At 70.4% G+C, this 11,914-nt stretch carries 14 protein-coding genes, 1 tRNA gene and 1 riboswitch; of the genes, 11 read left to right on the top strand and 4 right to left on the bottom strand.

Annotation, left to right across the window (positions count from 1 at the left end; genetic code table 11):
- Positions 1 to 133: 133 nt before the first annotated feature.
- From ACYQ8Q_RS18160 to rdgB, 4 genes are all read left to right on the top strand, one after another.
- Positions 134 to 367: a glucose PTS transporter subunit EIIB gene (locus ACYQ8Q_RS18160; RefSeq protein WP_067243776.1), complete on the top strand. Its 234-nt coding sequence runs from the start codon at positions 134 to 136 to the stop codon at positions 365 to 367.
- A gap of 77 nt (positions 368 to 444) precedes the next feature.
- Complete coding sequence (rph, locus tag ACYQ8Q_RS18155; protein ID WP_460066185.1) at positions 445 to 1,182, top strand: ribonuclease PH; 738 nt, start codon at positions 445 to 447, stop codon at positions 1,180 to 1,182.
- 129 nt (positions 1,183 to 1,311) lie between these two features.
- Positions 1,312 to 1,725 carry a hypothetical protein gene (locus tag ACYQ8Q_RS18150; RefSeq protein WP_460073374.1) on the top strand — a complete coding sequence of 138 codons (414 nt, stop codon included), beginning with the start codon at positions 1,312 to 1,314 and terminating at the stop codon, positions 1,723 to 1,725.
- Between the two features lie 33 nt (positions 1,726 to 1,758).
- Entirely contained in the window at positions 1,759 to 2,361 is a 603-nt protein-coding gene (gene rdgB, locus ACYQ8Q_RS18145) for an RdgB/HAM1 family non-canonical purine NTP pyrophosphatase (RefSeq protein ID WP_460066184.1), read from the top strand.
- Between the two features lie 54 nt (positions 2,362 to 2,415).
- Here rdgB and ACYQ8Q_RS18140 read toward each other — a convergent pair.
- Both ACYQ8Q_RS18140 and bcp read right to left on the bottom strand, forming a co-directional pair.
- Positions 2,416 to 2,499, bottom strand: a tRNA-Leu gene (locus ACYQ8Q_RS18140).
- A 171-nt stretch (positions 2,500 to 2,670) separates the two neighbouring features.
- Complete coding sequence (gene bcp / locus ACYQ8Q_RS18135) at positions 2,671 to 3,138, bottom strand: thioredoxin-dependent thiol peroxidase (protein ID WP_460066183.1); 468 nt, start codon at positions 3,136 to 3,138, stop codon at positions 2,671 to 2,673.
- A 108-nt stretch (positions 3,139 to 3,246) separates the two neighbouring features.
- Between bcp and ACYQ8Q_RS18130 the strand changes: the two genes are divergently transcribed.
- The 3 genes from ACYQ8Q_RS18130 (at position 3,247) to ACYQ8Q_RS18120 (ending at position 4,479) form a co-directional block, all read left to right on the top strand.
- Positions 3,247 to 3,576, top strand: a complete 330-nt coding sequence (locus ACYQ8Q_RS18130; RefSeq protein WP_460066182.1) for a DUF3618 domain-containing protein — start codon at positions 3,247 to 3,249, stop codon at positions 3,574 to 3,576.
- 107 nt (positions 3,577 to 3,683) lie between these two features.
- Positions 3,684 to 3,986 carry a GroES family chaperonin gene (locus ACYQ8Q_RS18125; RefSeq protein ID WP_162252535.1) on the top strand — a complete coding sequence of 101 codons (303 nt, stop codon included), beginning with the start codon at positions 3,684 to 3,686 and terminating at the stop codon, positions 3,984 to 3,986.
- A gap of 73 nt (positions 3,987 to 4,059) precedes the next feature.
- Positions 4,060 to 4,122, top strand: a riboswitch (guanidine-III (ykkC-III) riboswitch).
- A gap of 36 nt (positions 4,123 to 4,158) precedes the next feature.
- Positions 4,159 to 4,479, top strand: a complete 321-nt coding sequence (locus tag ACYQ8Q_RS18120; RefSeq protein ID WP_460066181.1) for a DMT family transporter — start codon at positions 4,159 to 4,161, stop codon at positions 4,477 to 4,479.
- Here ACYQ8Q_RS18120 and ACYQ8Q_RS18115 read toward each other — a convergent pair.
- Positions 4,476 to 6,875 (bottom strand): transglycosylase domain-containing protein, encoded by a 2,400-nt coding sequence (locus ACYQ8Q_RS18115; protein ID WP_460066179.1) that lies wholly within the window; start codon positions 6,873 to 6,875, stop codon positions 4,476 to 4,478. The genes ACYQ8Q_RS18120 and ACYQ8Q_RS18115 overlap by 4 nt on opposite strands.
- Positions 6,876 to 7,088: 213 nt before the next feature.
- Here ACYQ8Q_RS18115 and ACYQ8Q_RS18110 point away from each other — a divergent pair, with 213 nt between their 5' ends.
- The 4 genes from ACYQ8Q_RS18110 to ACYQ8Q_RS18095 all read left to right on the top strand — a co-directional run bounded on the left by ACYQ8Q_RS18110 (position 7,089) and on the right by ACYQ8Q_RS18095 (position 10,472).
- Positions 7,089 to 7,889, top strand: coding sequence for an ABC transporter permease (locus ACYQ8Q_RS18110; RefSeq protein WP_460073371.1), 801 nt, complete (start codon positions 7,089 to 7,091; stop codon positions 7,887 to 7,889).
- Positions 7,890 to 7,953: 64 nt separating this feature from the next.
- Positions 7,954 to 8,730, top strand: a complete 777-nt coding sequence (locus ACYQ8Q_RS18105; RefSeq protein WP_460073369.1) for an ABC transporter permease — start codon at positions 7,954 to 7,956, stop codon at positions 8,728 to 8,730.
- A 2-nt stretch (positions 8,731 to 8,732) separates the two neighbouring features.
- The gene (locus ACYQ8Q_RS18100; RefSeq protein ID WP_460066177.1) at positions 8,733 to 9,758 is read left to right on the top strand and encodes an ABC transporter ATP-binding protein; all 1,026 of its coding nucleotides are present in this window, start codon (positions 8,733 to 8,735) and stop codon (positions 9,756 to 9,758) included.
- Positions 9,759 to 9,767: 9 nt separating this feature from the next.
- A complete protein-coding gene (locus ACYQ8Q_RS18095) occupies positions 9,768 to 10,472 on the top strand; it encodes a DUF1707 SHOCT-like domain-containing protein (RefSeq protein ID WP_460066175.1) in 705 nt (234 codons plus the stop codon).
- Positions 10,473 to 10,494: 22 nt separating this feature from the next.
- Here the strand turns inward: ACYQ8Q_RS18095 and ACYQ8Q_RS18090 are convergent, their stop codons facing one another.
- A complete protein-coding gene (locus ACYQ8Q_RS18090) occupies positions 10,495 to 11,841 on the bottom strand; it encodes an SGNH/GDSL hydrolase family protein (protein WP_460066173.1) in 1,347 nt (448 codons plus the stop codon).
- Positions 11,842 to 11,914 lie beyond the last annotated feature (73 nt).

Raw genomic sequence — 11,914 nt, 5'->3', positions numbered from 1 at the left:
ACCGCCTGTCCTGTGGTGTAGACCAGTTACCGACGATTGGGTTGCTGTCGATCGGGTTGCTGTGACGTCATCCTTCGGTACGCACGACACAATCGCTCGCGAAGCTGGGCCACCTGTGCGTGAGGAGACCGACATGGCCACCAAGGCAGAGAAGATCGTCGCCGGACTCGGCGGCATCGACAACATCGAGGAGATCGAGGGCTGCATCACCCGCCTGCGGACCGAGGTCTCCGACCCCTCCCTCGTCGACGACGCCGCCCTCAAGGCCGCCGGCGCCCACGGCGTCGTCAAGATGGGCACCGCCATCCAGGTCGTCATCGGCACCGACGCCGACCCGATCGCCGCGGAGATCGAAGACATGATGTGACCGCCCCGCGTCACCTGTCAGGGGCTTCTCCCACCACGGGAGGAGCCCCTTCCCGCCGTACGGCTAGGCTCGGCGCCATGTCACGCATCGACGGCCGCACCCCCGAACAGCTCCGCCCCGTCACCATCGAACGCGGCTGGAGCAAGCACGCAGAAGGCTCCGTCCTCATCTCCTTCGGCGACACCAAGGTCTTCTGCACCGCCTCCGTCACCGAAGGCGTCCCCCGCTGGCGCAAGGGCAGCGGCGAGGGCTGGGTCACCGCCGAGTACTCCATGCTCCCCCGCGCCACCAACACCCGCGGCGACCGCGAGTCCGTCCGCGGCAAGATCGGCGGCCGCACCCACGAGATCTCCCGCCTCATCGGCCGCTCCCTGCGCGCCGTCATCGACTACAAGGCGCTCGGCGAGAACACCATCGTCCTCGACTGCGACGTCCTCCAGGCCGACGGCGGCACCCGCACCGCCGCCATCACCGGCGCCTACGTCGCCCTCGCCGACGCCGTCGCCTGGGCCCAGGGCAAGAAGCTGATCCGGGCCGGGCGCCAGCCCCTCGTCGGCACGGTCTCCGCCGTCTCCGTCGGCATCGTCGGCGGCGTCCCCCTCCTCGACCTCCGCTACGAGGAGGACGTCAAGGCCGAGACCGACATGAACGTCGTCTGCACCGGCGACGGCCGCTTCGTCGAGGTCCAGGGCACCGCCGAGGCCGAACCCTTCGCCCGCGAGGAACTCAACTCCCTGCTGGACCTCGCGGTCTCCGGCTGCAAGGAATTGACCGCCCTGCAGCGCGCGGCACTTGATACCGTCCTCGAAAAGTAAAGGGGAAACCAAGCGGAACGGCGTGCGGTGGCAACCTCACCGCGCGCCGCGGCGTCTTGGCCAGTACGCGCCGTACGCGGCGCCGGGATGTGCAGCAGTGCACCAACGGGGAGGACCACAGCAATGGCCATGTCCGCGAGCCGCCGACACCGGGGCCGAGGCCGCCGTACCGCCATCGCCGCGAGCGCCGCGGCCGTCGCCCTCACCCTGGGCTTCACGGTGACCGGCTGCGACGCCGTCAACAAGGCGCTGGACTGCGTCCAGACCGCCGACGCCATCGCCGACAGCGTCACCGACCTCCAGCAGGCCGTGGAGAACGCGTCGAACGACCCGACCCAGCTCGACGAGTCCCTCACCTCCATCGAGAACGACCTCGACCAGATCGGCGACAAGACGGACAACGCCGACGTCAACAAGGCCGTCGACGACCTCGGCACGGCCGTGAAGAACGTCCGCACGGCGGTGGACAACGGCGACGCCACCCCCGACCTCAGCCCGGTCACCGACGCGGCCGGCGAACTGACCAAGGTCTGCACGCCGTAACAAACCGGTGGTGGGGCTCGGGATACTGGGGACATGACCCGCCTGATCCTCGCCACCCGCAACGCCGGAAAGATCACCGAACTCAGGTCGATCCTCGCCGACGCAGGTCTCCCGCACGACCTCGTCGGCGCGGACGCCTACCCGGAGATCCCCGACGTCAAGGAAACCGGCGTGACGTTCGCCGAGAACGCCCTCCTCAAGGCCCATGCCCTCGCCCGGGCCACCGGCCTGCCTGCCGTCGCCGACGACTCCGGCCTCTGCGTGGACGTCCTGAACGGCGCCCCGGGCATCTTCTCCGCCCGCTGGTCCGGCACCCACGGCGACGACAAGGCCAACCTGGAACTCCTCCTGGCCCAGCTCTCCGACATCGCCGACGAACACCGCGGCGCCCACTTCGCCTGCGCGGCGGCGCTCGCGCTGCCGGACGGCACGGAGAGGGTGGTCGAGGGCCGCCTGAGGGGCGTCCTGCGCCACACCCCCACCGGCACGAACGGCTTCGGCTACGACCCGATCCTCCAGCCGGACGGCGAGTCACGCACCTGCGCGCAACTGACGGCCGAGGAGAAGAACGCGATCAGCCACCGGGGGAAGGCGTTCCGGGGGTTGGTGCCGGTGGTTCGGGAGCTGCTGGGCTGACTCGCGCATGGAAACGGCCTGCGTATCGATCCTTCGATGCGCAGGCCGTTCAGGTGCGGCGGAAGGGATTCGAACCCTCAAGCCCGATCAAGGGCCACAGATCCTAAGTCTGCTGTGTCGCCATTGCACCACCGCCGCCAGCCGTCTGCCATCGTACCGGGAGTTGCTTGCCGCCTTCTGCCTCCCCTGCACCAGGTACTGGTGACCGCATGCCAGTTGGGGTAGCGAACCGTTTGTCGGACAGTCACGTCCGAAACGTAAAGCGGCCTGCGCCGGGGTCACCCCGGCGCAGGCCGCAGAAGCGGGGGCTCAGATCCCCAAGTCCTTGATGATCTTGGCCACGTGGCCCGTCGCGCGGACGTTGTAGAAGGCGTGGGCGACCTTGCCCTCCTCGTCGACCACGATCGTGGAGCGGATGACGCCGAGGTAGGTCTTGCCGTAGTTCTTCTTCTCGCCGAAGGCCCCGTACGCGTCGAGTGCCGTCTTCTCGGGGTCGGCCAGGAGGGTGACCTTCAGGGACTCCTTCTCGCGGAACTTCCCGAGCTTCCCGGGGCTGTCCGGGGAGATGCCGATGACGTCGTAGCCGGCGTCGGCCAGGAGGTCGAGGTTGTCGGTGAAGTCGCAGGCCTGCTTGGTGCACCCGGGGGTCAGGGCCGCCGGGTAGAAGTACACGATGACCTTGCGGCCCTTGTGGTCCGACAGGGACACCTCGTTGCCGTCGGCGTCGGGGAGGGTGAAGGCGGGGGCCACGTCCCCGGGCTGGAGTCGCTCGCTCATCGGTCCAGCGTAACCGGGGGTCCTGACAGTGCGGTCGCGGGCAGAGCTGACAGACTGTCCAGAACAGGTATCGGCAACAACGTATCGGCTGACTTCGGAGGCCTCACCGTGGCGGACACGTCGGACACCAGAACCCCGGCGCAGATCGAGGCGGACATCAGGGCCCGCCGTGCGAAGCTGGCCGAGACACTGGACGAGATCGGGGTGCGGGTGCACCCCAAGACCATCGTCGGGGACGCCAAGGCCAAGGTCGTCGCCAACGTGGACCACACCCTCGGCAAGGCCTACGTCCAGGTCAACCGGGTGGTGACGGACGTCAGGGCGCAGTTCGTGGACGAGGACGGCGCGCCGCGTCTGGAGCGGGTCGTGCCGGTGGCGCTCGTCGTGGTCGGTGTGGTCGGCCTGCTCGCGCTGAGCGGCCGACGACGGAAGGCGTGAGGAGCCACCCGGTAGCCCTCCCGTACGGCGAAGGCAGGTAGGTTCGAGTCGTGAGCGGTAACAGAAGCGACCACAGCGGTCCTCAGCACGACAAGCTTCCCATCCGGATGCTCCACGACCGTGTCCTCGTACGGCAGGACACCAGCGAGGGTGAGCGGCGTTCCGGCGGCGGGATCCTGATCCCCGCGACGGCGGCGGTGGGCCGGCGTCTGGCGTGGGCGGAGGTCGTCGCCGTGGGGCAGAACGTACGGACCGTGGAGCCGGGCGACCGGGTCCTGTACGACCCGGAGGACCGGGCCGAGGTGGAGGTGCGGGGCGTGGCCTACGTCCTGATGCGCGAGCGCGACCTGCACGCGGTGGCCGCGGACCGGTTCGAGGGCTCGGAGGACACGACCGGCCTGTACCTCTGAACGAGGTGTACCTCTGAATGATTGGCCGAAAGGGGCTGGTGACCATCGTCACCAGCCCCTTTTGCCGTTCCTTTGCTAGCTTTGAAGGCGCCCGACGAGACGCGCCGTACCGGGACGGAAGAAAAGACGACGCACCCGTGAAGACAGAACGCTCGCGTCTCGGAGGTGCCCCATGGCCTGGGTCCTGCTCGTCCTCGCCGGTCTGCTCGAAGTCGGCTGGTCGATCGGTATGAAGTACACCGACGGTTTCACCCGGCTCGTGCCCAGTGTGCTCACCGGCGCCGGGATCGTCGCCAGCATGCTGCTGCTGTCGTACGCCGCCCGTTCCCTGCCCATCGGCACCGCCTACGGCGTCTGGGTGGGGATCGGGGCGGCCGGTGCGGCGGTGCTCGGGATGGCGGTGCTGGGGGAGCCCGTCACCGCCGCCCGGATCTTCTTCGTCTCCCTGCTGCTGGTCGCCGTGATCGGCCTCAAGGCGACCAGCGGGCACTAGTCGATCTCTCTGCGGGTCGTGAGCTGCGTCCCCGTCCCCGTCGTCGTGCCCTGTGAGCCCGGGGTGCCGGTGTCGCCGGTGCCCGTGGTGGTGCCCGCGTCCCCGGTACCGGTGGTGGTGCCCGCGTCGCCGGTGCCGGTGGTGGTGCCGGCGTCGGTGGTCCCTCCGTCGGTCGTGCCGGTGGAGGTACTGCCGTCGGTCGTGCCGCCGTCGGTCGTGCCGGAGGTGGTCGAGCCGCCGTCCGTGGTGCCGCCGCTGGTCTGGCCCTGGGTCTGGCCCTGCGTCTGGCCCTGGGTGTCCTGGCCGCCGGGGGTGGCGTCGTCGCTGCCGGTGGTGGCGCTCGGCGAGGAGGCGCCGGAGGGGAGACCGGTGTCCGCGGAACCGGGCTGGAGGTCGAGGTCGAAGGAGTGGGCCTCGGTGTTCTTCAGCGCCTCCTTGGTGAACTGCGCCCAGATCTCGGTGGGCGCGCCGCCGCCGTTGATGCGGGCGAGGCCCATGGCGCCCTTGAGGGACTTGTGGGCGGCGGTCTCGGGGTCCTGGCCCATCACCGCGACGACGGTGGCGAGGTCGGGGGTGTACCCGGCGAACCAGGCGGCCTGGTCCTCCTCGGCGGTGCCGGTCTTGCCGGCGGCGGGGCGGCCGGCGGCGAGGGCGGCGGTGGCGGTGCCCTGGTTGACCACGCTCTGCAGGACGGAGGTGGTGGTGTCGGCGGCCTCGCGGCTGACGGCCTGGGTGGTCTTGCGCTTGGGCAGCTCGACCGTCTTGCCGTCCTTGGTGAGCTTCTCGATGATCGTGTACGTGCCGTGCTTGCCGTGGTTGGCGAGCGTGGCGTACGCCTCGGCCATGTCGAGGACGCTCGCGGTGGCGGTGCCGAGCGCGATCGACGGGTACGGCTGGAGGTCGGGGGTGTCGGTGGGCAGACCCAGGGCGATCGCGGTCTGCTTGACCTTGGACGGGCCGACGTCGACGGCCATCTGCGCGTACACGGAGTTCACGGACTTGTCCGTGGCCTGGCGCACGGTGATGTTGCCGTAGTTGACGTAGTCCTCGTTCTCGGGGGCGTAGCTGCCGCCGCTCCAGCCCTGCACGGGGCGCTTGTTGGTGCCGTCGTACACCGTGTTCGGGGTGATCGTGCGGCCGTCCTGGGTGGTGGAGTCGTTCTCGACGGCGGAGGTGAACACGAACGGCTTGAAGGTGGAGCCGACCTGGAAGTCCTGGCGGGTGGCGTTGTTGGTGTACTGCTTGATGTAGTCGATGCCGCCGTACATGGCGAGTATCTTGCCGGTTCTGGGGTCGACGGCGGCGCCGCCCGCGCGGACGTAGGTGTCGACCTTGCGGTTCTTCTTGTCGAGCTTGTCCATCAGCTTGTCGTTGACGGCGTCGACGAAGGCGTTCTGCTTCTTCTTCTGGATGGTGGTGGTGATCTGGTAGCCGCCGGCGTCGAGCTGGTCCGAGGTGACGATCTTGTTGTCGAGCAGATAGTCCTTGATGGCGTTGACGAGGTAGCCGCGCTGACCGGACATGCCGGTGGCGGCGCCCGAGGTCTCCTTCGGCGTGGGGAACTTCATGCCCTCGCGCTTGGACTCGTCGAGCCAGCCCTTGGTGACCATGCCGTCCAGGACGTAGTTCCAGCGGGCCTCGGCGGCCTTCTTGTTCTCGGGGTGGGCGATCACGTCGTACTCGCTGGGCGCGTTGACCAGCGCGGCGAGGTACGCGCCCTGCTCGGGGGTCAGTCCGGAGGCGTCGATGCCGTAGTAGGCCTTGGCGGCGGCCTCGATGCCGTACGCGTTGCGGCCGAAGTAGCTGGTGTTGAGGTAGCCCTCGAGGATCTCGTCCTTGGACTTCTCGCGGTCCAGCTTGATCGCGATGAAGAACTCCTTCACCTTGCGCTTGGCGGTCTGCTCCTGCGCGAGGTAGTAGTTCTTCACGTACTGCTGGGTGATCGTGGAGCCGGACTGCTTGCCCTTGCCGGTCGCGGTGTTCCAGCCGGCCCGCAGCATGGCCTTGGGGTCGACCGCGGACTCGGTGTAGAAGTCGCGGTCCTCGGCGGCGAGGATCGCGTGCTGGGCGTCCTTGGAGATCTGTGAGAGGTCGACGTTCTCGCGGTTGATCTCGCCGTCGCGGGCGATCTCGCTGCCGTCCGCGTAGAGGTAGACGTTGGACTGCTTGGTGGCGAGCGCGTTGGCCGGCGGGATCTTGACCGTGGAGTAGCCCAGGTAGAACAGGCCGACGAGCAGGAGCACGCCCAGGACGAAGGTGGCGAGCACCATCCGCCAGGTGGGGATCAGCCGCCGCCAGCCGGTGCGCTTGGGGCGCTTGGGCATCTTGGCCTCCCCCGGCTGTTCACTCGGTGCCCAGCCCTCGGTCGGCTGCTGCGGCTGCGGCTCGTCGCTCATGTGCTGCTCGGACTCCTGTTTCGCGTCGTACGTTCCCGTACGCCTCGTACGCCATCTGTGCCCCCTGTTGGAGACTCTCGCACCAAGCGTTCCGTTCCCGGCAATCGGCACGCGTTGTGCCGGAAAACGCGTGGCACGTCACTGTGCCTGCGGGCTAGGCTCCTGCGCTTCGGTGTCGTAGAGGTGGACGAGCGGGCGAGGAGGAAGGTTGCCGTGGGTTCGGCGCGGTTGTACGCGGCCGTCGCAGCGGGGGGTTTCAGAAGGTACGCGACCTATCGGGCGGCCACGGCCGCGGGGGTGTTCACCAACACGGTTTTCGGCCTGATCCTCGTCTACACATACCTGGCGTTGTGGGACGAGCGGCCGCACCTCGGGGGCTATGACCAGGCCCAGGCGGTGACGTTCGTGTGGCTGGGGCAGGCGTTGTACGCGACGCTGGCGATCCAGGGCGGTGGTTTCGAGATCGATCTCATGGAACGTATCCGTACGGGTGACATCGCGATCGACCTCTACCGTCCGGCGGATCTCCAGGCCTGGTGGCTGGCGAACGACATGGGGCGGGCGGTGTTCCAGCTGCTGGGGCGCGGTGTGATCCCTTTCATGTTCGGGGTGTTGTGCTTTCCCACGGCGCTGCCGGGTGATCCGGGGACCTGGCTGGCCTTCCTGGTCACGCTGGTGCTGGCGATGATCGTCAGTTTCGGGATCCGGTTCCTGGTGGCGCTGAGCGGGTTCTGGCTGATGGACGGCACGGGCGCGTTGCAGGTGCTGATGGTCACGGGGATCTTCTGCTCGGGGATGACGCTGCCGCTGAACGCGTTCCCGGGGGTGCTGGGGGAGGCCGTACGGGTGCTGCCGTGGGCGGCGCAGCTGCAGATGCCCGCCGATGTGCTGATGGGCGAGGCGGATCCGCTGCCGGTGTTCGCCTTCCAGGCGGCCTGGGCGGTGGCGCTGCTGGCGGCGGGGCGGCTGCTGCAGTCGGCGGCGACGCGACGGGTGGTGGTGCAGGGTGGCTGAGGACCTGCGGTTCGCCGAACAGGGCCGGCCCGCGGCCGTCCTGGAGGGGCTGCGGACCTACCGGATGATCGCCGGGATGTGGATCCGTTCCACGATGGCCTACCGGGCGTCGTTCGTGATGACGGCGCTCGGCGGGGCCCTGGTGACCGGGCTGGACTTTGTCGCGATCTTGCTGATGTTCTCCCGGGTGGACAGCCTCGGCGGCTACACGCTGCCCGAGGTCGCCCTGCTGTACGGGCTGTCGGCGACCTCCTTCGGGATCGCGGACCTGGTGATGGGGTCGGCGGGCCGGCTGGGCACCCGGGTGCGCGACGGCACGCTGGACACGCTGCTGGTGCGGCCGGCGCCGGTGCTGGCGCAGGTCGCCGCGGACCGGTTCGCGCTGCGCCGGCTGGGCCGGATCACCCAGGGGGCCGTGGTCCTCGGGTACGCCCTGCTCGCCCTGGACGTGCACTGGACGGCGGCGAAGGCGGTGCTGCTGCCGGTGACGGTGGTGTGCGGTGGGGTGATCTTCTCCGCGGTGTTCGTGGCGGGCGCGTCGTTCCAGTTCCTGGCGCAGGACGCCGCCGAGGTGCAGAGCGCGTTCACGTACGGCGGCCAGACGCTGTTGCAGTATCCGCCGACGGTGTTCGGCAAGGAGCTGGTGCGCGGGGTGACGTTCCTGTTCCCGCTGGCCTTCGTCAACTGGGTGCCCGCCGCCTATGTGCTGGACCGGCCGTATCCGCTGGGGCTGCCGCAGTGGGCGGCGTTCGCCCCGCCGCTGGTGGCGGTGGCGTGCTGGGTACTGGCCGGGCTGGCGTGGCGGGCAGGCCTCAGGTCGTATCGGAGCACAGGGAGTTGAGGGTGTCGGTGGACAGGGAGCTGGCGGTGGACGGCGGGTCGACGGTGGACGCTTTCATCGAACTGGACCGGGTGGAGAAGGTCTTCGACGTGCGGAAGAAGACCGGCTTCCTGAAGCGGGAGGTGCGGCGGGTGCGGGCGGTCGACGCGATCTCGTTCACCGTCGCGCGCGGGGAGATGGTCGGCTACATCGGGCCGAACGGCGCGGGGAAGTCGACCACGATCAAGATGCTGACCGGCATCCTGGTGCCGAGCGGCGGCCGGCTGCGGGTGGCGGGCATCGACCCGTCCCGCGAGCGGACCCGGCTGGCGCACCGCATCGGGGTGGTGTTCGGCCAGCGGACGACCCTCTGGTGGGACCTCCCCCTGATCGACTCCTACCGGCTGATGCACCGCATGTACCGCATCCCGGACGTCCGTTACCGCGAGAACCTCGACCGGCTGGTGGAACTCCTGGAGCTGGAAGCCCTGTTGGACGTCCCCGTGCGTCAGCTCTCGCTCGGCCAGCGGATGCGCGGCGACATCGCGGCGGCTCTGCTGCACGACCCCGACGTGCTCTACCTGGACGAGCCGACGATCGGTCTGGACGTCGTCTCCAAGGCGCGGGTGCGGGAGTTCCTGCGGGAGGTGAACACCGAGCGCGGCACGACGGTCCTGCTCACCACCCATGATCTCCAGGACATCGAGCAGCTGTGCTCGCGGGTCATGGTCATCGACCACGGGCGGCTGGTCTACGACGGCGGGCTCGCCGGGCTGCACGAGGCGGGGGAGAGCGAGCGGACCCTGGTGGTGGACCTGGAGCGGGAGCTGCCGCCGATCGAGGTGGTCGGCGCGCAGGTGGTGAAGGTGGAGGGGCCCCGGCAGTGGCTGGCGTTCCCGGCGTCGGCGTCGGCGGCCCCGCTGGTGGCGCGGATCGCGGCGGAGTATCCGCTGGTGGACCTGTCGGTGCGGGAGCCCGACATCGAGGCCGTCATCGCACGGATGTATGGGGAACGGGAGGCCGTGGTGCCGGGGGCCCAGAGCTCGTAGGCTGCAGGCATGACCGACGACGCCGCAGTCCCGGACCTGAGAGCATCGGACGCCGACCGCGAACGGGTCGCCGAGGTCCTGCGGGACGCCCTCGCCGAGGGGCGCCTGGACATGGCGGAGTTTGAGGAGCGGCTGGAGCAGACGTACCGGGCGCGGACGTACGGCGAGTTGACGCCGATCACCCGGGACCTGCCGGCCGGCGCCGGGACCACGCCCGCGGTCTCGCTGCGCAAGGAGCCGGTGCCGGAGGGAAGTTGGGCCGGGCGGACGGTGGGCGGCGAGGGTTCGTCGAGCTGGGCCGTCGCGGTGCTGTCGGGGTTCCAGCGCAAGGGGCGCTGGATCGTGCCCCGGCGGTTCACCGCGGTCGCCTTCTGGGGCGGCGGGGAGATCGATCTGCGCGAGGCGGACTTCGCGGCCGGTGAGGTCGAGATCACCTGTGTCGCCCTCATGGGCGGGATCCAGATCGTGGTGCCGCCCGGGGTGGAGGTCGTGGTCCGGGGCATCGGGATCATGGGGGGCTTCGACCAGCGGGAGACGGGGGTGCCGGGCGAGCCGGGGGCGCCCCGGGTGATCGTGAGCGGGTTCGCGTTCTGGGGCGGTGTCGGCGTGGAGCGCAAGCTGAGCCGGGCGGCCCGCAAGCAGGCGAAGCTGGAGCGGAGGGCCGCCCGGGCGGAGCTGCGCGAGGGGCGTCGCGACCGGCACTTGGGGCACTGAGCCCGGGAGGCACGACCGTCTCCTAGGTCCTGACGGCCGAGCCCTTCAAGTCCCCCAGATCCGCCAGGTCCAGTGTCCGGGCCATCGTGCGGTAGCCCAGGTCGCTGGGGTGCAGATGGTCCCCCGAGTCGTACTCCGGGCGCAGGCTGCGGGGGTCGTACGGGTCGCGCAGGGCCTTGTCGAAGTCGACGACCGTGTCGTACACCCCGCCCTCGCGGATCGCGTCGTTGACCAGCCGGCGGACGTCCTCGCGGTCCGCGCTGTAGCCGCGGTGGCCGTGGAACGGGGTGAGGGTGCTGCCGACGACCTTGATGCCGTGGGCGTGGGCGCGCTCGACGAGGGTGCGCAGTCCGGCCACGATCGCGTCGGGGTCGGCGCGGCCCGGGTCGCGGAGGATGTCGTTGACGCCGAGGTCGATGATCACGACCTTGACGTTCGGCCGGCCGAGGACGTCCCGGGCGAACCGGTGCGGTCCGCTCGCGCCGCGGCGGGGGTCGTCGGCGAGGACCCGGTTGCCGCTGATGCCCTCGTTGACGACGCCGTAGCGGGGGGTGTCCGCGCCGGAGCGGGCGGCGGTGCGCAGCCGGTCGGCGAGGACGTCCGGCCAGCGCCGGTCGGCGTCGGCGGTGGCCGTCACCCCGTCGGTGATGGAGTCGCCGAGGGCGACCACGGTGCCGTCGGCCTCCGCGTCGAGGACGTCGAGCGCGGTGAGGTAGCGCCAGTGGACGGTGGTGCCGGTGTAGGCGGCGCCGGTCTCGTCCCCGGTGTGCTCGCCGTCGGCGACATAGCTGGTCTGCCGGGCGTGCGGGTGGTAGGTGACCGGTCCGGAGGAGGTGGGGGAGTAGGTGCTGACGACGACGTCGGAGTCGTGCGGGACGGCGAGGGCGACCGCGTCGCTGACGGTTTCGCCGCCGGGCGGGACGGTGACCGTGGCGGCGCCGCCGAAGGTGAGCCGGCGCAGGGTGCCGGGGGCCGTCGCGGGGCCGTGTCCGCCGGCCGCGACGGCGAGGGTGGCGTGGGTGACGGTCAGCGGGCGGGTGCCGTAGAGGTTGGACAGCGTGACCCGGGCGCCGGTGCCGCCGACGCTGGTGTGCACGATGTTGCGGACCGTGCGGCCCGCCATGCCGGTGGTCCCGGTGCCCGGCTCGCCGCCGACGGGGGAGGCGCCCCAGGTGCCGACCCACACCCCGGTCGAGGCGGGGGCGGCGGACCCGGCGCCGCCGGGCGGCGACGCCGGGACGGCGAGGGCGCTGCCGGTGCGCGGGCCGGGGCCGTGGTCGGCGGCGGCGACCGCGTAGATCGCGGCGGACAGGGCCACCACGAGGGCGACGACCGCGCACAGCAGCGCATAGCCCTTGTGCCTGGTCATGCGGGTCTGGTTCTCCTCGGTGCGGGAGCGTGCGGCTCCGGCGGACAGCGCAGGAGGTCACCGTCGACATCCC

It is taken from the genome of Streptomyces sp. YKOK-I1, from assembly GCF_054660435.1.
Note: the sequence above shows the minus strand (reverse complement) of the source record. Positions and strands in the feature narration are given on the sequence as shown.